The sequence below is a fragment of the Chryseobacterium sp. AC417 genome (assembly GCF_979258215.1).
On record NZ_OZ409845.1, the window covers coordinates 3,360,847 to 3,382,731 of the forward strand.

General features: G+C 31.5%; 24 protein-coding genes. All 24 read right to left on the reverse strand.

The genetic code is table 11. The features are described 5' to 3' along the window. The 24 genes from ACZZ9T_RS15980 to ACZZ9T_RS16095 all read right to left on the reverse strand — a co-directional run bounded on the left by ACZZ9T_RS15980 (position 1) and on the right by ACZZ9T_RS16095 (position 21,874). Complete coding sequence (locus ACZZ9T_RS15980; RefSeq protein ID WP_463429330.1) at positions 1-231, reverse strand: acyl carrier protein; 231 nt, start codon at positions 229-231, stop codon at positions 1-3. A gap of 13 nt (positions 232-244) precedes the next feature. Beyond that, a complete protein-coding gene (locus tag ACZZ9T_RS15985; protein ID WP_463442911.1) occupies positions 245-1,255 on the reverse strand; it encodes a ketoacyl-ACP synthase III in 1,011 nt (336 codons plus the stop codon). A gap of 9 nt (positions 1,256-1,264) precedes the next feature. Further along, on the reverse strand, positions 1,265-1,870 hold the full coding sequence (locus ACZZ9T_RS15990; RefSeq protein ID WP_463442912.1) for a sugar transferase: 606 nt from the start codon (positions 1,868-1,870) through the stop codon (positions 1,265-1,267). A 3-nt stretch (positions 1,871-1,873) separates the two neighbouring features. Continuing rightward, a complete protein-coding gene (locus tag ACZZ9T_RS15995) occupies positions 1,874-3,067 on the reverse strand; it encodes a glycosyltransferase family 4 protein (protein WP_463442913.1) in 1,194 nt (397 codons plus the stop codon). A gap of 6 nt (positions 3,068-3,073) precedes the next feature. Continuing rightward, entirely contained in the window at positions 3,074-4,213 is a 1,140-nt protein-coding gene (gene wecB / locus ACZZ9T_RS16000; RefSeq protein WP_463442914.1) for a non-hydrolyzing UDP-N-acetylglucosamine 2-epimerase, read from the reverse strand. Positions 4,214-4,282: 69 nt separating this feature from the next. Then, positions 4,283-5,401, reverse strand: coding sequence for a polysaccharide biosynthesis C-terminal domain-containing protein (locus ACZZ9T_RS16005; protein WP_463442915.1), 1,119 nt, complete (start codon positions 5,399-5,401; stop codon positions 4,283-4,285). A 56-nt stretch (positions 5,402-5,457) separates the two neighbouring features. Further along, complete coding sequence (locus tag ACZZ9T_RS16010) at positions 5,458-5,862, reverse strand: WxcM-like domain-containing protein (RefSeq protein WP_463442916.1); 405 nt, start codon at positions 5,860-5,862, stop codon at positions 5,458-5,460. A gap of 18 nt (positions 5,863-5,880) precedes the next feature. Then, positions 5,881-6,915, reverse strand: coding sequence for a polysaccharide biosynthesis protein (locus ACZZ9T_RS16015; RefSeq protein ID WP_463429338.1), 1,035 nt, complete (start codon positions 6,913-6,915; stop codon positions 5,881-5,883). Continuing rightward, positions 6,916-7,839, reverse strand: a complete 924-nt coding sequence (locus ACZZ9T_RS16020; protein WP_463442917.1) for an NAD-dependent epimerase/dehydratase family protein — start codon at positions 7,837-7,839, stop codon at positions 6,916-6,918. Between the two features lies 1 nt (position 7,840). Continuing rightward, complete coding sequence (locus ACZZ9T_RS16025) at positions 7,841-9,013, reverse strand: glycosyltransferase (RefSeq protein ID WP_463442918.1); 1,173 nt, start codon at positions 9,011-9,013, stop codon at positions 7,841-7,843. Further along, positions 9,013-10,056, reverse strand: coding sequence for a glycosyltransferase (locus ACZZ9T_RS16030; RefSeq protein ID WP_463442919.1), 1,044 nt, complete (start codon positions 10,054-10,056; stop codon positions 9,013-9,015). The genes ACZZ9T_RS16025 and ACZZ9T_RS16030 overlap by 1 nt, the downstream gene beginning before the upstream one ends. Further along, the gene (locus ACZZ9T_RS16035) at positions 10,038-11,360 is read right to left on the reverse strand and encodes an O-antigen polymerase (RefSeq protein WP_463442920.1); all 1,323 of its coding nucleotides are present in this window, start codon (positions 11,358-11,360) and stop codon (positions 10,038-10,040) included. The genes ACZZ9T_RS16030 and ACZZ9T_RS16035 overlap by 19 nt, the downstream gene beginning before the upstream one ends. Beyond that, a complete protein-coding gene (locus ACZZ9T_RS16040; RefSeq protein WP_463442921.1) occupies positions 11,357-12,310 on the reverse strand; it encodes a glycosyltransferase in 954 nt (317 codons plus the stop codon). Before ACZZ9T_RS16040 ends, ACZZ9T_RS16035 begins: the two co-directional genes overlap by 4 nt. After that, positions 12,307-13,077 (reverse strand): glycosyltransferase family 2 protein, encoded by a 771-nt coding sequence (locus ACZZ9T_RS16045; protein WP_463442922.1) that lies wholly within the window; start codon positions 13,075-13,077, stop codon positions 12,307-12,309. Before ACZZ9T_RS16045 ends, ACZZ9T_RS16040 begins: the two co-directional genes overlap by 4 nt. Then, positions 13,013-13,225 (reverse strand): glycosyltransferase family 2 protein, encoded by a 213-nt coding sequence (locus ACZZ9T_RS16050; RefSeq protein WP_463442923.1) that lies wholly within the window; start codon positions 13,223-13,225, stop codon positions 13,013-13,015. The genes ACZZ9T_RS16045 and ACZZ9T_RS16050 overlap by 65 nt, the downstream gene beginning before the upstream one ends. A 2-nt stretch (positions 13,226-13,227) precedes the next feature. Next, complete coding sequence (locus ACZZ9T_RS16055; protein WP_463443014.1) at positions 13,228-14,178, reverse strand: oligosaccharide flippase family protein; 951 nt, start codon at positions 14,176-14,178, stop codon at positions 13,228-13,230. Further along, positions 14,075-14,713, reverse strand: coding sequence for an oligosaccharide flippase family protein (locus ACZZ9T_RS16060; protein WP_463442924.1), 639 nt, complete (start codon positions 14,711-14,713; stop codon positions 14,075-14,077). The genes ACZZ9T_RS16055 and ACZZ9T_RS16060 overlap by 104 nt, the downstream gene beginning before the upstream one ends. A gap of 12 nt (positions 14,714-14,725) precedes the next feature. After that, positions 14,726-15,697, reverse strand: coding sequence for a hypothetical protein (locus ACZZ9T_RS16065; protein WP_463442925.1), 972 nt, complete (start codon positions 15,695-15,697; stop codon positions 14,726-14,728). Then, a complete protein-coding gene (locus ACZZ9T_RS16070) occupies positions 15,688-16,797 on the reverse strand; it encodes a DegT/DnrJ/EryC1/StrS family aminotransferase (protein WP_463442926.1) in 1,110 nt (369 codons plus the stop codon). The genes ACZZ9T_RS16065 and ACZZ9T_RS16070 overlap by 10 nt, the downstream gene beginning before the upstream one ends. A gap of 11 nt (positions 16,798-16,808) precedes the next feature. Further along, positions 16,809-17,294, reverse strand: a complete 486-nt coding sequence (locus ACZZ9T_RS16075) for an acyltransferase (RefSeq protein WP_463442927.1) — start codon at positions 17,292-17,294, stop codon at positions 16,809-16,811. Then, positions 17,287-17,703 (reverse strand): sugar 3,4-ketoisomerase, encoded by a 417-nt coding sequence (locus ACZZ9T_RS16080; protein ID WP_463429350.1) that lies wholly within the window; start codon positions 17,701-17,703, stop codon positions 17,287-17,289. The genes ACZZ9T_RS16075 and ACZZ9T_RS16080 overlap by 8 nt, the downstream gene beginning before the upstream one ends. Beyond that, entirely contained in the window at positions 17,693-18,097 is a 405-nt protein-coding gene (locus ACZZ9T_RS16085; RefSeq protein WP_463429351.1) for a sugar 3,4-ketoisomerase, read from the reverse strand. The genes ACZZ9T_RS16080 and ACZZ9T_RS16085 overlap by 11 nt, the downstream gene beginning before the upstream one ends. Positions 18,098-18,156: 59 nt before the next feature. Beyond that, positions 18,157-19,458 (reverse strand): nucleotide sugar dehydrogenase, encoded by a 1,302-nt coding sequence (locus ACZZ9T_RS16090; RefSeq protein ID WP_463442928.1) that lies wholly within the window; start codon positions 19,456-19,458, stop codon positions 18,157-18,159. Positions 19,459-19,501: 43 nt separating this feature from the next. Next, on the reverse strand, positions 19,502-21,874 hold the full coding sequence (locus tag ACZZ9T_RS16095; RefSeq protein WP_463442929.1) for a GumC family protein: 2,373 nt from the start codon (positions 21,872-21,874) through the stop codon (positions 19,502-19,504). Positions 21,875-21,885: the final 11 nt, after the last annotated feature.

Here is a 21,885-nt window from a genome sequence, read left to right on the forward strand (position 1 = left end):
CTATTCAAATTTGTCCATTCCTATTTTTTCTAATAGAGAATTTACTGTTGTAATTTCTTTTAAATCATCTGATGTAATAGTAACACCTGTCTCGTTTGAAACATATCCGATAAGCAACATTGAAGCCATAGAATCCCATTCCTCCATGCTTTTTAAATCAGTATCTTCTGTCAAATTTTTACTAAGTTCTAATTCTTCTCCTAATCCTATAATGAATTCACTCTTTTTCATAATGATATATATTTTAAAGTTTATTATTTATTTTAATTATTCCTCCTGACCAAGATAGACCAACTCCAAATCCCACGATTGCCACCATAAGATCATTATCATTTTCAATATTCTGACAATATTTCTTTAATGCAATAGGAATAGTATTTGAAACTGTATTCCCTCCATCAAACAAGTTGTTAAAGAAATTTTCTTTACTGATTTTTATTCTTTTCCGAAGAAAATCTAGCATGAATGAATTAGCTTGATGAAATACAAATTGGTCTAAATCTTCCACCTTGAGATTATTTGCTTCCAAAATCTCATTTACAAAAGATGGGATAACTTTTGTTGTAAAATTAAAAACCTCCGGTCCATTCATATATAAATGGTTATCAGTATAAATATTATCACTACCATAGCTGGTTTGCTCAGCATCCGGATCTAAAGGAAATTTACTACATCCATTTTTGACAATTAATTTATCATAACCTGAACCGTCTGTTCCGAACTTAAATTTTAAAATATTATCTCCTTCTGTCTTAGAAATAAGTGTTGCAGCAGCAGCATCTCCAAAGATTGACCTATTCGTCCTGTCTTTTGGATGTATAAATTTTGAATAAGTTTCTGCAGTTACTAACAACACATTTTCTACTTGTCCGGAAGAAATAAGTGAGTTTGCAAGATTTACACCATATGTAAATCCTGAGCAGCCCAAATTAAAATCTAAAGCACCTATATCAGTTCTTAAACCCAATCTATCTTGAAGAATACAAGCTGTAGTAGGTAAATAGTATTCTGGGCTTTGAGTGCAGTATAATATATAATCCACTTTATCCTTATCGTAACTTTCAAATAATTTATTACATGCTTTTTCAGCAAGATCTAAACCGGTTTCGTTTTCAGAGACAATATATCTAGCTTTTATACCTACTTTTTCTTCAAACCTTTCAAAATCATACTCAGGAAATTCTTTTTTTAAATCCTCGTTTGTGATTTTATTTTCAGGAAAAACATACTCTATTTTCTTTATTTGTGCTCCCATATTTTATATTTAGTTAAAGCCATTAAATGCATCCGTTGTAGCCTGACCTTCGGAAGAAATCCCTTCTCTCACAAACACTTTTTTAATCGTTTTAAAGAAAATTTTAGAATCCAAAGTTAATGATAAATGATCGACGTACCAAACGTCTAATTCAAACTTCTTTGTCCACGAAATGGCATTTCTACCGTTAATTTGTGCCCAACCTGTAATTCCAGGACGAACAATATGTCGGCGTTTTTGATTTTCGTTATATAAAGACAGATACTGAGGTAACAAAGGACGAGGTCCTATTATAGCCATATCACCTTTCAGAACATTGATCAATTGCGGCAATTCATCTAAAGAAGTTTTGCGAACGAAAGCTCCAATAGAAGTCAGTCTTTCAGAATCAGGAAGCAGATTCCCATTGGTGTCTTTTTTATCATTCATCGTTTTAAACTTGATGATGTTGAAAATCTTTTCTTTTAAACCAGGACGTGCCTGAAAAAAGAAAGGTTTTCCATCATTAGCAAAATATAATCCAATAGTTACAATAATAAATACAGGACTTAAAATGATGAGTCCTAAGAATGCGACAGTGAAATCTATTAATCTTTTTATAATGTTTTTGTACATTTTTTAAATCTTATTCATAATCAAATTATAGGATCTCTCAATTATATAGTCACTCATAAGCAGTGTTTCTGCATTTTTACCCAATTTTTGCAGATCATCCTGAAGTAAAGCTCCAAGCTTAGTCTGCATATCATTTTGATTGCCCGCCATTACTTTATAGCCACAATGTGCCTTCTCAATAATATCTCCAATATCAGTATGAGGATCTGTGGCAGCAAGTACCGGTAGTTTCATTTCCAAATATGACAGTAATCTTGATGGAAAATTAGGAATTAAAAAGTTCTTATTTAAAAATATCAAACCTACATCACATGCCGCCAATAGTTTGTCATAATCTTCTTTTGGTAAGCGTTGCAATAGTTTTGCATTGTTGGGTTTGTTATTATTGAACCAATCCTGAATTTTAGGAAATTCAGTTCCGTCACCAACTATTAAAAAAAATATATCTTCACATTTTGTTGCCTGAATGGTTTCTAATAAAAAATCTAATCCCTGAGGTTTCCCCAGATTTCCGCCGTAAACAAATACTTTTTTGTTTGTAGGAATCTGATATTTGTTTCGTATTTCTTTTTTCTGCTGATCAGAATATTCGTAGACAACAGGTTCTATCGTATTAGGATTAACTTCAACTTTGCTTTTATTTATTTCAGGATTATGATTTAAAACAAAATCTACATTTGCCTGAGACATACAGCCAATCGTATCTGAAATCTGATACAATTTTTTTTCTTTTTTTAAAAATTGTTTATGCAAAAAACCATCTTTCTTCAGCATATGCATATCCACGGCATTTTGCGGGAAAATATCTTTCAACAGAAGATATGATTTTGCATGATCCCTCTTCTTTATATATTCAATTACCTTTCCAAAAGTGATGGGCGGTGTAGAATATAAAACCAGATCAAATTTCTTATGAGATGTATGTTTTTTTATCGCAGAAAGATATTGGTATTCTATCGCAAGAGTACCGATACCTTTCTCTATAATATTAGTTTTCTGAATGTTGAATGTTTTTACCTGCAGAATTGAAACACCCTCTTTTTCAATGAAATTAGTAGAAATATCTCTTCGTCTTTCAACAGGAGTTATTATAGTAACATCATGCCCTTCGTTACGGAATTTACGTAACAGATCCTGATAGATACCTCTGTCTTCTACCGAATTAATCTCAACTAAAGTCAAAAAAATAATATTCATTTTATCTTAGATCTCTTCTGACCAAACTGTTCTTTTAATATAATCTGTATAAGAAATAATAATTCTCACTACTTTTTCAGAAACATTCGGCATAGAATAATCAGAAACGGGTCTGAAATTTCTTTCCGTTCCTACTTTTTGCTGTAAAACCTGTGTTAATCCCTGTAAAATACGTTCTGGCGATAATCCTACCATCATCACGCTTGCTTCTTCCATTGCTTCAGGTCTTTCATGCGCCTGGCGAATATTTAATGCTCTGAAATTCAATATAGAAGATTCTTCAGAAATGGTTCCTGAATCTGATAATACGGCATACGATCTTTTCTGCAATGCATTATAATCGTGAAAACCTAATGGCTTCAAGAATTGAATTTCAGGACGCATTTCGATCCGCATTTTGTCGATCATGTTTTTCGTACGCGGATGCGTTGACACAATGATTGGATATTGATATTTCTCTGCAATTGCATTGAGAGAATCCATCAAACCTCTGAAATTTTTCTCAGAATTAATATTTTCTTCTCTGTGAGATGACACTACGAAAAATTTTCCTTCTTCTAAATTTAATTTTTCAAGAACATCTGAAGCATCAATCTGAGGTAAATAATGATTCAGAACTTCAAACATCGGAGAACCTGTTTTAATAATGCGATCTGCAGGAAGCCCTTCTCTTAATAAATATTCTCTTGCAATATCCGAATACGTCAAATTAATATCTGAAGTATGATCTACAATTTTACGGTTAGTTTCTTCCGGCACTCTCTGGTCAAAACATCTGTTTCCTGCCTCCATGTGGAAGATAGGGATATGTCTCTTTTTTGCAGGAATTGCACACAAACATGAATTTGTGTCTCCCAATACCAAAAACGCATCCGGTTTTAATTCTTCTAATAAAGGATCAATTTTTATCAAAATATTTCCTACAGTTTCTGTCGCTGTCTTTCCTGCTGCTTCAAGGAAGTAGTCTGGTTTACGAAGTCCCAAATCTTCAAAGAAAATCTGATTGAGTTCGTAATCGTAGTTTTGTCCGGTATGAACGATGATATGTTCTACTGCTTCAGAAGCATCTAAAGCATCTATTACTCTTGATAATCTGATAATTTCGGGACGGGTTCCTACCACCGTCATTACTCTAAGTTTTTTCATTGTATGGCTGTTAGCGATTTACCTATAGCATTGAGCTTTTTGTATGCTGCATTGTTTAATCGTTACTATTTATACTTCAACAAAATAAGTATCTGAGTCTTCCGGGTTGAATGCTTCATTGATCCAGAAAATCGTATATAATTCTTCTTCTCCTATGTTTTTAATATTGTGAGTATACCAAATCGGCATATCTACATAGGCAGGCTCATTACCGTCAAGATAAAAATCTAAAACCTCGTCGGTATCTATTTTTCTTAATTGAATTAAAGCTTTTCCTTTGATTACAGCAAAGCGTTCAATTTTTCTTGTATGATAATGATTTCCTCTTGTAATATCCGGAACGGTGGTAGAAAAAGAACACTGACCCCCAATTCCCAAACGAATTACTTCTACAAAAGCTCCTCGAGGATCTGTATGTTGTGTAAACTTTACCGGATAATGTGTTTTATGATCTATATAAGAACGATACGTATTGAATAAATTATGTTCAAATGAGTCCTTGATGACAGGAATTTCTCCGCCGTCAAAGTATTTTGTTTTATAATTATTTAATAATGCTAAAACTTCGGATACTTTTTTAGTTGCAGTAGCTTCAATAAAAAATTCAGCTTTACTATTACCTTCTCTAATTTCGGTAATGATGGTATCCACTAATTCCTGAACATAAATTAATTTCACTTCTCCATCATTAGCAATTGTAGGTGTTTCACCATGTGTTAACTGATGACAAAATGTAGCCACAAAAGAGTTGTAAAAAGGTTTTCCGAATGCACCGAATACATTAGGAATGATCAATCCTGTTACTTTACCTCCATTCTGTTCAGCCCAATTGGCTAAAGCTTCTCTCCCATGTTTTTTTGATCTTCCGTATAGATTATCTCTTTCTTCCTGAGTGGAAGACGAAATCATAACATGAGCTTTTGAACCTGTTCTTTTTAATGATTCAACTAATTTTTCTGCCAAAGCAATATTTGTATCATAAATAACCTGCTCAATTTCATGACGATTCATTGCTGCAAGGTGCACTATAACGTCACACTCTGCCACAAACTGATCAAGCTGATTCTGATCTTCAAAATAGTCTTTATTAAAATTAACTCTCTGAAACTCTTCAGGAAATAATCCTAAGGTATTGTACAAATGTCTTCCTACAAAGCCATTCTGACCGGTAATTCCGATTTTTTTCATTATATATTTACTTTTGACAACTGATGATTGGCAATAAGCCTTTATCAGATTGTTTTTTATTTAAAATAATCTAAACTATATCTGTATTCGTCGCTAATCTCCCCCAATGCAAAATCAGCTAAAACCAACAGTTTGCTTTCGTTAGTTGATGCTTTAATAGCAGTAATGCAGCCTGCAGGAATATGGAGGTAAGTTAATACATCATCCTGTAAAAGATATTTCTTAATCATTAATTTTTCCGAAGGATTTTCAAAATTATCAACAACAATTACAGAAATCTCAAAACTGCCCTTCATGCAGGCAAACCATCTTTGTTCTATTTTGTGACCTTGCCAACCACGAACAACATCTGTTGAGTTATTTTCTATCGTATAAATTCTCTTAACCTGCGAAGCATCGAATTCATTGTTATACGTGATGATACCTCTCTCGTCCTGATGTTTTTTTCCTTCTAACAGCATTTTTCCCTTTAAATAAATTTAATAAGGGTACTGCATCACATCTTCACCAAAAACTTCTTTTCGGATTAATGGTAAAGTGGAAATCAATTTTTTCAATCCTTCCACACCTTCTTGCTTTGTGTTGTGAGAATGGTAATCTTCAATTTCTGCAACTTCTTCTTCACCTTCAGAGAAATATTGCGCATAATTCAGATCACGGTTATCTGCCGGAACACGGTAAAAATCTCCCATATCTTCTGCTTTAGCCATTTCTTCACGGGTACAAAGCGTTTCATATAATTTTTCTCCGTGGCGTGTACCAATTACTTTTACAGGAACTTCTTTCCCTGTCAGTTCTATTAGGGCTTTTGCCAAATCTCCAATACTGCCTGCAGGAGCTTTGTTCACGAATAAATCTCCAGGATTTGCGTGCTCAAAGGCGAATAGTACTAAATCTACTGCATCTTCCAATGACATGAAAAAACGAGACATATTCGGATCTGTGATCGTAATCGGCTCACCTTTCTGAATCTGATTTAAAAATAAAGGAATTACAGATCCTCTTGAAGCCATTACATTTCCGTAACGGGTAAGACAAACCACAGTTTCAGTGGTATTTCTGGATTCTGCGACCGCAACTTTTTCCATCATTGCCTTGGAAATCCCCATTGCATTGATTGGGTAAGCGGCCTTGTCGGTTGAAAGACAAATTACTTTCTGCACTTTATTGGCAGTAGCTGCACGTATCACATTCTGCGTTCCCTCGACATTGGTTTTCACCGCCTGCATAGGGAAAAATTCACAAGATGGAACCTGCTTTAATGCTGCAGCATGAAAAATATAATCTACTCCTCTTGTTGCCGGCTCAACACTTGAAAAATCTCTTACATCTCCGATATAATATTTTATTTTATCGTTTTTGTACAAATTTCTCATATCATCCTGCTTTTTCTCGTCACGAGAAAAAATACGGATTTCTTTGAAATGGTCTGTTTGTAAAAATCTGTTCAGGACAGCAGTTCCGAAAGAACCGGTGCCTCCTGTTATAAGAAGTATTTTATTTTGAATTTTCATTTATTTTAAATTTAAGTTTTGTAAAAATTTCCAAGTTTTATTTATACCGTCTTCTAAACCAACTTGTGGTGTAAAATTTAATTTTGTTTTAGCTTTTTCTATATCAAGGCAGACATGCTGTACATCAAATTTGTTTACAGGATAAAAATTAACCTGAAATTCTTTATTAACCACTAGTCTTATTGTTTCAATAATTGCATTAATTGAAACACCCTTTCCGCTACCGATATTAAATATCTGAGATGTTTCTTTGGAGATAGAGGCTTGGTAAATTGATTCTGCCAAATCTGTTATAAATATATAATCTTTATAGATTTCACCATTACCCCAAACCTCAATCTTTTCGTTTCTGAAAATCTTTCCTAAAAATACAGAAATAACTCCCTGATTTCCGAATGGATTTTGTCTCGGTCCATAAGGATTGGAAGGTCGTACAATATTGTATTCTATATTGAAATTTGATGAAAAATATGCTAAATATTTCTCTATTGCAAGTTTTGTAATTCCGTACGAAGATATAGGGTTTGTAGATGAATTTTCTTTAATGGGTACTATGTCGGGTTCACCATAAACTGCTCCACCACTTGATAAATAAATTATTCGCTTAATATTCTGCTCACACGCAGTTCTAAATATTTTCACCGAATTTATTAAGTTTGATTCAATATCAAATTCAATATTTTCGTTTGAAGTGATAGGTACGGTTGTACTGATGCTATGGATAAGAATATCTTGACCTTTAAACACCTGTTGAATCAAATCTTGATCAGTTATGCTCCCAAACATGTAATTGACATTCGGTACAGGTTCTCTATATTTTTCCCTTCCAATATCTAATACAGTAACTTCGTGACCTTTACTTACTAAAATATCAACGATGTAAGATCCTATAAATCCGTTACCACCTAATACTATATATTTCATATTAATAAATAAAATCTGGTTTATTATCTTTGTACATCAGCCAATTGTAAAGCAAGAGTGTTTTTTTTGATATTTCGTCCCATAAATATTTTTTGATAACTAAGTTTTTGGCGTTATGACAATATTTTAAATATTTCTCTTCATCCAAATTTATCATATTTATTAAAGCACTTTTAATAGCATTCTTATCAATATCAACCCAAAAACCACATGAGAAATCATTCAAATCTTCCCAGCTTGAAGACTTCGTTGTAATTACGGGTAAGCCATATGCTAAAGCGTCAACCACAACCATTGGTGAGCCTTCAGAATAAGAAGGTAAAATAAAAAAGTGGGAGGCATCGAAAACATCAAATTTTGCATCTCCTATTTGAGGTTCAATAATAAAAACAAAATCTGATAATCTCATTTCGTTTATCATCTCCTCTATCTTAATTTGATAATTGAATTCATCATTTCCAACGATTACCAATACCCAATCGGCAAATTCATTTTTGATTTCAGACATTGCTTTAAGCAGCATATCTAAACCTTTTTTAGGAGTAATCCTAGACAAATACAATAGTACTTTTTTGTCTTTTGGAATATTAAATTTCTCCTTAAAGATTTCACCATTACCTTTTTTATTAATAAATTGAGATCCTATCCCATTTTCTATATATGAAATAGGATTTTTTAAATTTAATCTTTTAAAATCTTCTATTTCAAATTCTGATGTTGCATGCAAAACATCAGAATTTTTCAAATTTGTACGTTCAAACAATGCTAAAGCAATGTCTTTTTTAAATTTAGATTTATTTAATGCAAATTCGGATAATGTGCCATGTGCAGCAATACATGTTTTTGCGCCATTCTTTCTTAATATTGAAGTCACCAAAGATTGGGAAGTCCATAGACTATGTTGATGCACAATGTTATATTGAAAACTCTTAGCAGCGACTTTCAACTGTTTTCTAGATCCGTTAAGTAGTGGTATGTCTGATGGAAAACCTACCAATCTATCTTCAGGAAAATTGTAATTTTCAACAGCCCATTGCACATCTTCCTTTGAATCTCCACTCCAAACATGTACGTCTTCCCCCAACGAAAGTTGAGCTTTTGCTAATCCCATACTTATAGAACCTAAACCATAAGATTTTTTTCCAAAACTATTAACAGTATGTAGTATTTTCATTAGCCAGTCGTTTTATTGTTTTTTGCAAGGTAGACCTCGATTTGACTTTTAGCAATTTCTTCGAAATTCATTTCACTAATATTTTTTCTGAGATGATTGTATAAATCTAAATGTCTTATTTTTATAATGGTCTCCTTCATGTCGTTCTGATCTTCAACCCTGAAAATTAAACCATTATTTCCATCTTTTACAATCTCATCACCGCATCCTACTTTATTGCTTATAATTACTGGCATGCCATTATTCAACGCTTCTTCTACAACAAGCCCCCAAGGCTCTACGATAGAAGGAAGAATAAAAACATCATGCAATTTATAAAATTTGTGAAGCTCTGTATTTTTTATGGCTCCTAAGAACTTTATATTGTTTGAAGCGATTGATTTAAGATATTCTTCATCTGGACCAAAACCTATTATATGCAAAACTAACTCGGGTAATTCTTTAAATACTTTTATTAAACTTTCCAAATTTTTTTCTTTAGAAAGTCTTCCTACATAAAGAAAATTCACCACAGAATTTCTTTCTTTAAATGGCGGTTGAGGGCATATATTAAATATCCCTACCCCTTTTGTTTTTATGATTTTCCCTTTAAAATTTAACGCTTGTAATAATCTAATTTGAGAATTCCCAGAAGCATAAGCGTTGCTGATTCTTTTAAGAAACAGCTTTTTCACCAATGATTTTATTCCATGAGTTTTAGATTCATGAATACTTGATTCTACTATAACGGAATTTTTTTTCTTTTTACTTAATATACTTACTAACCATAGTAATGGCTCATCCCAGCCTCCTATAATCAATTCTTTATATTTCGCAAACATAAATAATTTTATAATGAAATAAAACCGATAAAAAAATGACTTATTCTTTAAATCAACAAAATCAAACTCTATTAAATGTTGTTTAAAAAAATCGCTATTTCTGATTTCGGCTGTATTTCCAGTAAAGATCACAAATACTTTATCATGATTTGATATTCTATTTAATAAATTTATTTTATAAAATGCTGGAAGATTTGTTATAATTATTTTATCAGTTTCCATCTTTTGAATATTTTTGAAAAAACATATGCGAGTAGAATTATAAAAAAAAGCATCATTGAAGATGTTAATACGGAACGAACAGCAAAAAATAACCATGCAATAATGGAGCTTGAAACTAACAGTTTAAAGTATGAATCAACATTTACGCTCAAAAGCTTCCTATTTAGTTTAGATATGAGCATTCCAACGAAAAAAAAGATAAATACGGTAAGATATTTACCAAAATCCATATAAATCTCACCCAAAAATCCTGAAGCTGTTGAGTGACCCGAATCATCATATTCATGAGTATATTTTCTGATTAGCCAGTGATCAATTTGGGTAGGTTTTGATTCCCAAATTACTCTCGGAACCCAAAAATATAAAATAAATGAAATACTCTTTCCATAGGTATAATCATTCTTAGTAGTATAATCATTTATCATTGCAGCATTTCGGAAAACTGCTTCTTCAGTAAAATTGCTGACAATCATTTTATTTATACTTCTATTCTCATCCTTGGATATAGCTTCTACTTTTGTATTTGCAGTAAAGCCATCGTTTCTGTATTTAAGAAAAAAGTTACCTATAAAACCCATTGCAATGACTATACCTCCCAACATAAGAATCTTTTTAACTTTCAGATTAATAAGTGATGAATTGATCAACGCAATTGCACCAAATAAAAGTAGAAATCTAGTACCACTCCCTACATATAAAATAAAAATTGGCAATGAATATAAAATTACTTTTAAATAGCTGTCTTTTCCATAAAACTGTTTAAAATAGTGTTTGTAATTAACAATACATATTACTCCTATTGCATAGCTTATTGAAGAAAATATACCATATTCAAAAGCATTTTGCCTTCCTTTCGTAAGCCCATTAATAATAAGAACTATATTTCCGAGAAAAATTAAATATGTTAAAAACAAAGTGACATTAAAAAATCTCTTTTTATTTTTAATGAAAAAAAACTCTTTCTTAGGCAGAAAGCTATTGGCTCTTTTTATAAAAATTATTTCATAAATGTAGTATCCTGCAAAAAAAGCGATAGCCGTGAACATCACTACTTTATAAGCGGTATTTACATTGTCTTCGCCCCATTCCTGAATAAGATCTGGAGTATTATTTAAAATTTCTTTAAAATAGATGTAAATAAAACCAAAAATGAAGATCGAAGCAAGAGATACATATCGATCTTTTAAGATATTAAAGCATAAAAATATGATATATATCCATAGTAATATATTAGCAGATAATAACAGATCGCTAAAGGATATCAATGTTGCTAAAAATAATAAGCAAATTAAAAAAAATCTCACTTGAAATATGATAAGATGTTATACACTAAAGTTGGTCTGGTAAAAGGAAAGCAAAGAAGCCACCCTTCAATTTTATATGCCAACTTATTGCTTTTTATTAAATATTTTTTTATAAAATTAAAATTATTTTTGTACTCTTCATCGAATTTTTTTTTATCTTGCTTTGTGGCAGTTTTAAGATTATTTAAAGCATTATTAAATAATAATCCTATCCTATTATAATATATATCTTTTTCTTCAACAGACTGCATAAATAAATGAAGCTGCGAAATTACGATTAACAAATCAAAACTTTTTTTAGGATTGATAGATCTTGTGATAGATCCTTCTCTTACATTTACACAATATATCAATCTATCAATATTTACAACACTACTAGCAACATAAAGCATTCTATTTATAAATTCTTCATCTTCATGATATATACCTCTATAAAACTTTAATTTATTTTTCTTCAAGAACGAAATATTCATGATGTAAACTACAGCTCCTACAAAATAGTTTTTATCACGCAATATACTTATTCCATTTTGATTATTTTCCGGAATAAATTCTTTAATTAATTGGTCATCTTTATATTCGCCTAAACCAATAACGATGATTTCTACTTCATCTTTTTTTATTATTTCAATGATATTATTCAGGCTTTGCTCCGCAATCCAATCATCCGAATCGAGAAACCATACGTATTTCCCTTCAGAAACTTGTAATCCATTATTACGAGCCTCACTCAATCCCATATTTTCCTGAGAAATTAAAGATATATAGTTGTATTTCTCACTGTATTTTTCAGCAATACTTCTGGAATTATCTATAGATCCATCATTTACCAATATAATCTCTATTTCCTGGTCATTATTACCATTAATCTGTGAAGTTATGCTTTGTAAACATTTCTCTAAATATAATTCTACATTATAAATCGGAATAACTATGGATAATAATTTCATTTTATGATTTTATTCAAAACAAAAAAAGGATTAATGTAACTGCAGTATTTAAAAAGTTTTCGATTAAAACTTTTATTCTTATTCAAACCAAATGCAGTAAAAAAATCTTTTTTGAAAATTTCAAAACGCTCGGTAAAATATTCCGTTTTACTCATCTCAGGATATCTATAAGTCTTGTTGAAATCTTCAATTTTCTTATAGAAATCAGAAAACAATTTAGTATTTTCTTCATTAGAAGCAGAATTATTTCTGACTCTGTATAGTACTGTTGGCTTTGGCAAATAATGGATAAAAATACCTTTTTTATTTAAATTGATTGCTAAAGGATAATCTTCCATATATTTTATATTTTCATCAAAACTTAAATCTTCAAAAATCTTTTTTTTAATAAAGAAGGTAGGCGCATTTCCAAAAAAAGATTTTAGCAGTTTTCTAAATTGTTTATGAACATCTGTTGAAACAGAATATATATCCGGCTTTATCAATTTTAGATTCGTAGGTTCACCGTCAATAAACTCATACAGATCTGAAACACAAACTTCCAAGTTTTCTTTTGTAGTAGAAAACTCAAAAAAATATTTTAAACAATCTTTCATCAAAAGATCATCGCCAGCAATTACCTTTACCCATTCTCCGTTTGCTGCTTTTACTCCCCTATTGCAATTTGCGGGAATGCCAGAATTTTGTTCAACTGTAATAATTTTAGTTCTTAAAAAAACGATTGCTGTTATTACTAGTCCATTTTTCGCAAATACCAATGGTATCATCTTTTGAACAATCATCCGAAATGATTAATTCAATATTACCATAACTCTGTTCTTTAATACTTTCTAGAGTCTCAATAACAAATTCTGCTGAGTTGTAAGTAATTACAATAACAGAAATCAGCGGTAGATTGTTTAAAGGTTTTTCCAAATTTATGAAGTTTTTTTTCTTTTAAATTTCTGTTTTAAAAGGTTCATTATATCTAATCTCTTGTTGAGATGACGATAACTGTAAAAAGCATTTAGGATAAATAATGTGATTGCGCTTCCATAAGCAATATATGTATTGGATATATAGAAACATAAAAAAACAAGAAATATGAATGAAAATGAAATAAAGAAAAATTTGCTGCTTTCCTTATGCATTTTGAAATGATATAATTTTCCAGTAACTGTAATTATAATTATAAAGTAAATAATATATAACGCTAAATAACTTACAGCCAAGCCAAAAAGACCATAGAAATGATACAAAATTAAACTCAAAATAAGATTAAAGACATTTCCTACCAGACCCTCCATGATAAGATAGGTTTTACGGTCATTTTTTGCAAAAGATATATATCCCATACAGTAGGATGCTAACTGAAAAAAAGAACCCAGTGCAATGAATCTTATAAAATCTGTAATAGCAAAAAATTCTTTGGTCAACAAAACTTTGATTAATAATGGAGATGTAATGATCATGATAATCAAAAGAGGCGTAGCAAGTAGTAAAACTATTTCAGATTGTTCGTTAACTACTCTGTTTACTTCTTTAGTATCATGAGAAACAGCTGCTAACCTGGGAAAATAATCTGCACCCAATGAAGCAAGAATGAACCCGACATACTGCCCGCTGATGCTCATTGCTGCAGCATAAAGACCTACATCTTTCACATTACCCATTCTACCTATACCCACGCTTATGAGATATTTCACTAGCATTCCGACTAGGATAGAAAAAACAAGCATTAATCCCAGTTTCATCATCTGTTTTCCTTCCTGCCAAACTTCCAGATTACTGATCTGAAGTTTTACTTTGGGAATCTTCCGATAATAGTACCATGATAAAATTAAACTGCTTAGCGATGTAATAATCATTGTAGGAACAATACCCTCTATACCGAAAAAATAATAAAATGGTATAGAGATTATTACTCCGGCCAGAAGTACCATAGAATCCTGATTTTATAATAAAGTTGATCCTTCTTAATCCTCGCATCACGGTTTGTTGACCTTTCGAAAGTGTTGTAAAAAAAACAAAAAAAGAAAGTAACAAATATGACACAGTATAATCATAATTCCCAAATGTGATATAACTTAAAACAGGAGAAAATACTGCCGAAATCATTGCTCCAAGTAGTGCTGTATAAAAAAATAGTTTATGGACAATGGTAATGGTTCTATTTGATTTTTCTTCATTTTCCGTTTCATGTGCTCCAGATAGATTACGTACCGCACTAAGATCTAATCCTAAATCATTGAAAGTTGTAATCAAATTCATAGTAGTCAACAATAGATTATTAACTCCTATTCCCACTGGTCCTAAGTAAACCGCAATAAACTTCCCTTTAATAAGATTAAGGAGAATTGTAATAATTTGCAGACCGCCAAAAGCAAGCGTATTTTTAAAAGTTGATTTATATGATTTTTCCAAGGTCAATTGAGTTTATAATTCTGTACCTCCTATTCCAAATTTCTTTTGTATCTCTCTACCACTTCCATCAAGTGTGTAAAGTATTTTTTCCTCAACATCATTATAAACTTTTACTTCTTCCGGCACTAGATTAACTTTATCAATATATTGTGTAAGTTTCAATTTCAATCTAAACCCCTTTATAAACAATTGATTTAACGTTTCAGTATCTATATTTATTGTAGGATTATTTATTGCTTTAGATACCTGATTTAATAATGTACCTACAACTTTCGATGTAACAGGTCCTAAACCTATACCAAAATAACCATTTCTTCTGCAATATCCTTCCACATTTGCTTCCAGAGATACAGGATTATGATACGGAACTTTGCGCAATAATTTCAGCAATGTCTCTCTATGGTAAGCAGTCGCATCAATGGCAAAATTATATGACCAATGCGTGACATTTTTATCCCAAAAGTAATCCCATAAATAATGATTTCCCCATCGCTTAATATAAGATGGAAAGTTCTCTAAATTCTCTCCTACATATGCTCGATAACTAACATTTTCCGGATTATTTCGTATCAGTGAAAAAACATCCTCATCAATAGTAAAATGATCGAAAAAATAACCGTCATCTGTATTAAACATTACAAATTCACAATTACTTTGTTGAAGAATTTTCTCTAAAAGCGATTTAAAATTATCACTATTCTTATTAAATAATCGTGAAGATTTAACAAAAAACTTCAGATCAGATTTGTTCTTTATAGAAAGTAAGCATGAAGTGTCTATTAAAGTTGGTTTTCTTTCAACAAAAGAAAAGTTGTCATATTTTTTATATTTTTCCTTTAGAATTTCATACCCTTCGTGATGTTTTCCTGTAGTATGATATAATACTAAAATTTTAAAATCAATTTTAAGATTCTCTAAAATTGATCTTAATAAATAATCCAACTGCATAGCTCTGTTGAATGAAAAAATCACATTTAAGACCATTCTGCTTTATTTATATTTTCTATTATATAGAATACATCCTCATCACTCATTACAGGACTAATAGGCAGACTTAATACTTCACTATGGATCTTTTCTGTTATTGGGAAAGACTGATTATTCATTTCCTTATAAGCAAGTTGTTGATGTGGAGGTATTGGATAATGTATAAGGGTTTGTACACCTTTTTCCGTAAGATAATTTTGAAGTTTTTCTCTCTGTTGTGTTCTAATCACAAATAAATGCCAAACATCTTCTTTTTCATTATCGGGAAACGAAGGAAGAATGATATTCGAGTTTTTGATTTCAGAGATGTATCTTTTTGCTATATCTTTTCTTCTTTGGTTCTCTGCATCGATATATTTTAATTTAACATCTAAAACAGCAGCCTGTATTTCGTCTAATCTGGAATTTAACCCTTGATAAATATTTACATATTTCTCGTTAGAACCATAATTTGCTAATGCTCTGATTGTATCTGCCAAATCTTTGTCGTTGGTAGTTACTGCTCCAGCATCGCCTAATGCCCCTAAATTCTTACCCGGATAAAAACTAAATCCTGAAGCATCTCCTAAATTTCCGGTTTTTACGCCGTTATATTCAGCCCCAATTGCCTGAGCATTATCTTCTATTATTTTTAAATTGTTCTTTTTAGCAATATTTTTTAGCTCTTCAGAAAAAACGACTCTTCCATATAAATGTACGATCATTACTCCTTTTGTTTTTGATGTCAGTTTCTCTTCAATTTTAGAAATATCTAAATTAAAATTATCGAGATCCGGTTCGACAAAAACAGGGATCAATCCGTTATCTGAAATAGCTAATACAGAAGCTATGTAAGTGTTTGCAGGAACAATAATCTCATCCCCTTTCTGCATAACTCCTAGTTCTATATAGGCACGCAGGATTAATCTAAGCGCATCTAAACCGTTGGCAACACCAATCGCATATTTTGCTCCGATGTACTTTGATAAATTTTCTTCAAACGTTTTCACTTCGTTTCCTAAGAGATACCATCCGGAGCGGAATGTGTTTAGTAATTTTTCTTCTATTTCCTGCTGATGCGCAAGATTTATTTTCTGTAAATCAAGAAATTTGATCATTATTATTTTTTTTATAAATAAGTAATAGTTCCGTTATTATCAATTGTACCCTTTTGTTTTGCAGGGTTTCCAAACCATACCGTATGAGCAGGTACATCTTTAGTAATGACGCTTCCTGCACCAATTAAAGCATTTTCACCAATGGTGTTTCCTGCAACTATCGTTGCATTGGCTCCTATAGAAGCTCCTTTTTTCACGATCGTTTTAGCAAAAATTTCCGGATATTTTTTTGAACGTGGTATTAAATCATTAGTGAAAGTAACATTAGGTCCTATAAATACATTGTCTTCTAAAGTTACTCCGTCCCAAATCTGAACGCCCGGTTTAATGGTAACACTATCGCCAATATTTACATCATTTTCAATTAAAACCTGACAGTTGATGTTACAGTGGTCACCTATGACAGCGTTTTTCAAAATAACACAATATTGCCAAACCATTGTATTTTCTCCAATGTTTTCACTTTGAACATCGGAAAGAGGATGTATTTTAGCCATTTTTTCTATAATTTAAAAATTCAGTATAATCTCTTATATAATCACTCTCTGTATATTCCATTGATGCTAGTACCAAACATATACTACCACTTGAGAAACCTTTCATTTCTCTCCATATACCTGGTTTTATATGTAATGCCTTATTGGGATGATTAAGAAAAACCTCTTTTTTATGGGTTCCGTCATCTAATATAAATGTAAAAGAGCCGCTAGCGGCAACAACGTATTGCTGCAACTCGTAATGGGAATGGCCTCCTCTTTCAGCATTCATGGGAACATCATATAAATAATATACCCTGCGAATATCAAACGGAATATTTAACTGGTTTTCAAGTACTGTAATATTTCCACTTTCATTGTGCACTATAGGTAATTCTATAATTTCACAATCTTCAACATTAAATACCATTCTTTAAAATTTTAAATTGTTCAAAATCTCTGATATAATCTGCTTCATCATAAGATCTGTCAGAAACTATCAGTGCCAGAGAATTGGTAGAAAAATTTTTTAAACTCCTCCAGTACATTTTAGGAATATATAATCCGTAATAAGAGCGGTTCAGAGAAAACGTTTCTTCTTTATCGCCATCGTTTAATACGATATCAAAACTACCTGAAAGTGCAATGATAAATTCTTGCTGTTCTTTGAAAGCATGACTTCCCCTAACTTCTCCTCCCGGGACATCGTAGATCCAATAAGTTCTGGAAATGATAAAAGGTAATTGATTGGGATGCTCAAAAAAAGATAAATTACCTCGTTTATCCAATATTTTCGGAAGTTCAATAATTTGAGGTTTATTCATAAAATGAAATATTTAAATTAATCAAATATTGACTTTAATATCAATATGGTCTGATACCATTATAATCTTTTATCTACTGTATGTTTTGCCAGTGTGCCTTTTACATCATAAATCACTCCGTTTTCTTTAAGATACACGCTTAGATCCAACTTGAGAAACTCTTCGTGAGAAACTGTAAGAATAATGGCATCAAACTTTTCTTTAATTTTATCCTGAGAATTTATTGAGCAAATTCCATATTCTTTCTCTACATCTTCAGGCTTTACCCATGGATCATACGCAGTTACTTCAGCACCGTATTCTTTTAAATTTGTTATAACATCAATAGCTTTAGAATTTCTTATATCCGGACAATTTTCTTTGAATGTAATGCCTAGATTTAAAATTTTGGAGCCTTTTATTTTGATATCATTTTTGATCATTAATTTCACAACCTGTGATGCAACAAATGCCCCCATTGAGTCGTTTAGCCTTCTTGCCGCTAGAATCAGTTCTGAATAGTATCCTATTTCCTGTGCTTTTTGGGCTAAATAAAAAGGATCTACACCAATACAATGTCCTCCAACAAGTCCCGGTTTAAATTTCAGAAAGTTCCACTTTGTTCCCGCAGCTTCCAACACGTCATGGGTATCAATATCCATTAATGAGAAAATTTTAGCCAACTCATTCATGAAAGCAATATTGAGATCACGTTGTGAGTTTTCTATCACTTTTGAAGCTTCAGCAACTTTAATTGTTGGAGCCAAGTGGGTTCCTGCTACAATTACCGATTTATATAAGTCATCAACAATTTTTCCAATTTCAGGGGTAGAACCAGATGTTACTTTTAATATTTTTTCAACGGTATGTTCTCTATCACCAGGATTAATACGTTCCGGTGAATAACCGACAAAGAAGTCATCATTAAATTTTAATCCTGATACTTTTTCAAGAACAGGAACACATTCTTCTTCAGTAACTCCAGGATATACAGTCGATTCATAAATAACAATGTTATTTTTTTTCAAGACTTTACCAATGCTTTCACTTGATCGGTATAAGGGATTTAAATCAGGTCGGTTATGCTTATCAATCGGTGTGGGAACCGTAATAATATATATATCTGCATTCTGGATATCACTTATTTCTGATGAGCAAAACAATCCTTTGGTATCGGTATCAAATGGATTGTTATCCACTAAAACCGATCTTAACATTTCATCATCTACTTCCTGAGTTGAATCAAATCCTTTATTCAGCTCAGAAATTCTATTCACATTGATATCAAAACCAATAACTGAATATTTTGTTGCAAAAAGGCGAGCTAATGGTAACCCTACGTAGCCTAAACCAATTATTGCAATTTTATATTTTGTGTTCATTTATGTTTATCACTACAATTTCACTGCTGAAATTTCTTCATTATTATTTTTTAAAAATTTTCTGTAAGAATGATTTCTTCTGATCTTCAGAATATCCGTAACCATATTTATAGCCATAGCCATATCCGCTATTCATTTTACTGACATCATTAAGAACCAAACCTACATTTTTAATTTTTTTATCTTTAATTTGCTTATTGATAAAACCAATTAATTCTTTTTCTGTATATCCTGATCTCGTTACATATACAGTAGCATCCGCAACATCTGCAATAAGGAATGAATCTGTAACCAGCATTAATGGTGCTGTATCTAAAATAATATAGTCATACAAAGGTTTTAAGCTTTCTACCAAATCCTGATATCTTCCGTTGGATAGAAGTTCAGTTGGGTTTGGCGTAATTGCACCAGAATAAATCACATCACAATATGGATTGAATGTTGTCTGATGAATAATCTCTGAAGCATTCATTTGGTCATCATACATAAATTCTGATAAACCTATTAATCCTCTTCTGTTCTCATTATATCTCTGTAATTGTGGATTTCTTATATCAGAACCTATGATCACTACTTTTTTACGTGGTGTTGCCAGTGTTAAAGCTAAATTAACAGAAGTAAAGGTTTTGCCTTCCCCTTTTACAGTAGATGTAACAAAAATGACATTGCCTTTTCTATTTTTAGGCAACATGAAATTAATGTTAGTAATCAATATTCTAAATGCTTCTGCCAAAGGTGATACATCATTTAATTGTACAATTTCCGAATCTCCTTTTTCCATTGAAGGTAACTCACCAATAATAGTTGCACCTTCAACTAACTTTTCTAAATCCTGTTTCGATTTAATTTTATTATTAAATAATTCTATTAGATATATGATTGCAAAAGGTAGTAATATACCCAATACTAAGGAACCTAAATAAATGATCTGTGTTTTCGGAGAAACTACAGCAATTGTCAAAGCATCATCAACAACCCTTGCCTTTGGAGCAGCAATCGCTAATGAAATTGCAGCTTCCTCTCTTTTTTGCAGTAATAATAGATATAACTGTTCTTTGATATTTTGTTGTCTTTCTATACTTCTAAATAATTTCTCCTGTACAGGAATTTTTGAAATTCTACCAGATAATCTGTTTTGCTCGGATTGAATATTATTTTTGGAAATCTGAAGTGCTGATCTGCTTTTCTGTAAACTTTGTAATACAGAACTTCTGAGGCTATTAATTTGTTTTGTAACATCCTGCACAATGGGATTAGCATTGGTAGAATTCTCTAATAGTCTGGCTCTTTCAGTAACCAGTTGATTGTACATAGCAATATTTGAATTTGAGTCAGAATCAGTAAGTCCTACATTTAATGGTAGAACATCATAATTGCTATGTCTGTTCAAACTCCCTATAAGACTATTAACTAATTCAAGCTGTGACTCAGTAGATATTTGTTCTTGCTGTGTTGTAGCAGCAGTTGCTAACGATAATTCTGCTTCTGCTTGAATATCAGCAATATTATTCTGAACTTTGAAATCCTGTTTTTGAGATTCAACTTGCCCCAGCTCCTTACTTATCAAGTTGATTCTTTCGTCAATAAAAGCCGCAGTTTTTTGTGCTTCTGAGTTTTTATCTAAAATTGCTTCACGATTGTAATTTACGGCAAGTCTATTCAAAATATCTTCTGCTTTTTCAGAACAAGGATGATTTAAACTTAATTTTACTACTGTAGAATTTTTCTCTACCAAACTAACTTGTAAACTAGAAAGTAACGACCTAGCTCTATTCATGGAAGACATAAATTGCAGTTTGTAATGCAAAGGTTTTTCTGAATTTATAAGTAATTTTGAATTTTTCTGAAACATTACGACACCGAATGGCATTGAAACCGCTTTGTTGAATTCTGTTTCTATAGGAGCATGAAAACTTTCTGATTCTAAGATGATTTTATTTCCCTGTACTTTTGCAAAAACTTGTTTTGCAGGATATACACTCTTATGTTTTTCATTAATAACTCTAACAATAAATGGTGCAGTTTCTTTATACAGTTCTGTATCTTTTAGCTTACCCTTAGACAAAATAACAGTCTCCAAACCCAATTCTTTGACAACAGAAATCATAAGTTTTTTAGACTTAAAAATTTCAATCTCATTATCAACCGAATTTGTACCCATGCCTCCCACACCACCAATTTCTGAAATCACAGACATATCGGGCTGTCCTGATGAGGATTTTTTAACTTCTTTAATAAGTAAAGTAGATTCTATATTATAGACAGGAATAGTGTATCGTAAAAAAAACCATGCTAATAAAAAAGCAACAACTGTTCCTAAGACGAACCAATACCATCGATAAACGTAAGGTTTTATTATTTCTCTGATATTAATGGAGTCTTTTTGAGCCTCATCATTTATTTGATTATAATCCATTATGAAAATTG

Excerpts from the sequence above, each read along its gene's own strand:
- ACZZ9T_RS15980 (WP_463429330.1), bottom strand. The coding sequence starts at position 231 with ATGAAAAAGAGTGAATTCATTATAGGATTAGGAGAAGAATTAGAACTT.
- ACZZ9T_RS15985 (WP_463442911.1), bottom strand. The coding sequence starts at position 1,255 with ATGGGAGCACAAATAAAGAAAATAGAGTATGTTTTTCCTGAAAATAAA.
- ACZZ9T_RS15990 (WP_463442912.1), bottom strand. The coding sequence starts at position 1,870 with ATGTACAAAAACATTATAAAAAGATTAATAGATTTCACTGTCGCATTC.
- ACZZ9T_RS15995 (WP_463442913.1), bottom strand. The coding sequence starts at position 3,067 with ATGAATATTATTTTTTTGACTTTAGTTGAGATTAATTCGGTAGAAGAC.
- wecB (WP_463442914.1), bottom strand. The coding sequence starts at position 4,213 with ATGAAAAAACTTAGAGTAATGACGGTGGTAGGAACCCGTCCCGAAATT.
- ACZZ9T_RS16005 (WP_463442915.1), bottom strand. The coding sequence starts at position 5,401 with ATGAAAAAAATCGGAATTACCGGTCAGAATGGCTTTGTAGGAAGACAT.
- ACZZ9T_RS16010 (WP_463442916.1), bottom strand. The coding sequence starts at position 5,862 with ATGCTGTTAGAAGGAAAAAAACATCAGGACGAGAGAGGTATCATCACG.
- ACZZ9T_RS16015 (WP_463429338.1), bottom strand. The coding sequence starts at position 6,915 with ATGAAAATTCAAAATAAAATACTTCTTATAACAGGAGGCACCGGTTCT.
- ACZZ9T_RS16020 (WP_463442917.1), bottom strand. The coding sequence starts at position 7,839 with ATGAAATATATAGTATTAGGTGGTAACGGATTTATAGGATCTTACATC.
- ACZZ9T_RS16025 (WP_463442918.1), bottom strand. The coding sequence starts at position 9,013 with ATGAAAATACTACATACTGTTAATAGTTTTGGAAAAAAATCTTATGGT.
- ACZZ9T_RS16030 (WP_463442919.1), bottom strand. The coding sequence starts at position 10,056 with ATGGAAACTGATAAAATAATTATAACAAATCTTCCAGCATTTTATAAA.
- ACZZ9T_RS16040 (WP_463442921.1), bottom strand. The coding sequence starts at position 12,310 with ATGAAATTATTATCCATAGTTATTCCGATTTATAATGTAGAATTATAT.
- ACZZ9T_RS16045 (WP_463442922.1), bottom strand. The coding sequence starts at position 13,077 with ATGATACCATTGGTATTTGCGAAAAATGGACTAGTAATAACAGCAATC.
- ACZZ9T_RS16065 (WP_463442925.1), bottom strand. The coding sequence starts at position 15,697 with ATGGTCTTAAATGTGATTTTTTCATTCAACAGAGCTATGCAGTTGGAT.
- ACZZ9T_RS16070 (WP_463442926.1), bottom strand. The coding sequence starts at position 16,797 with ATGATCAAATTTCTTGATTTACAGAAAATAAATCTTGCGCATCAGCAG.
- ACZZ9T_RS16075 (WP_463442927.1), bottom strand. The coding sequence starts at position 17,294 with ATGGCTAAAATACATCCTCTTTCCGATGTTCAAAGTGAAAACATTGGA.
- ACZZ9T_RS16080 (WP_463429350.1), bottom strand. The coding sequence starts at position 17,703 with ATGGTATTTAATGTTGAAGATTGTGAAATTATAGAATTACCTATAGTG.
- ACZZ9T_RS16085 (WP_463429351.1), bottom strand. The coding sequence starts at position 18,097 with ATGAATAAACCTCAAATTATTGAACTTCCGAAAATATTGGATAAACGA.
- ACZZ9T_RS16090 (WP_463442928.1), bottom strand. The coding sequence starts at position 19,458 with ATGAACACAAAATATAAAATTGCAATAATTGGTTTAGGCTACGTAGGG.
- ACZZ9T_RS16095 (WP_463442929.1), bottom strand. The coding sequence starts at position 21,874 with ATGGATTATAATCAAATAAATGATGAGGCTCAAAAAGACTCCATTAAT.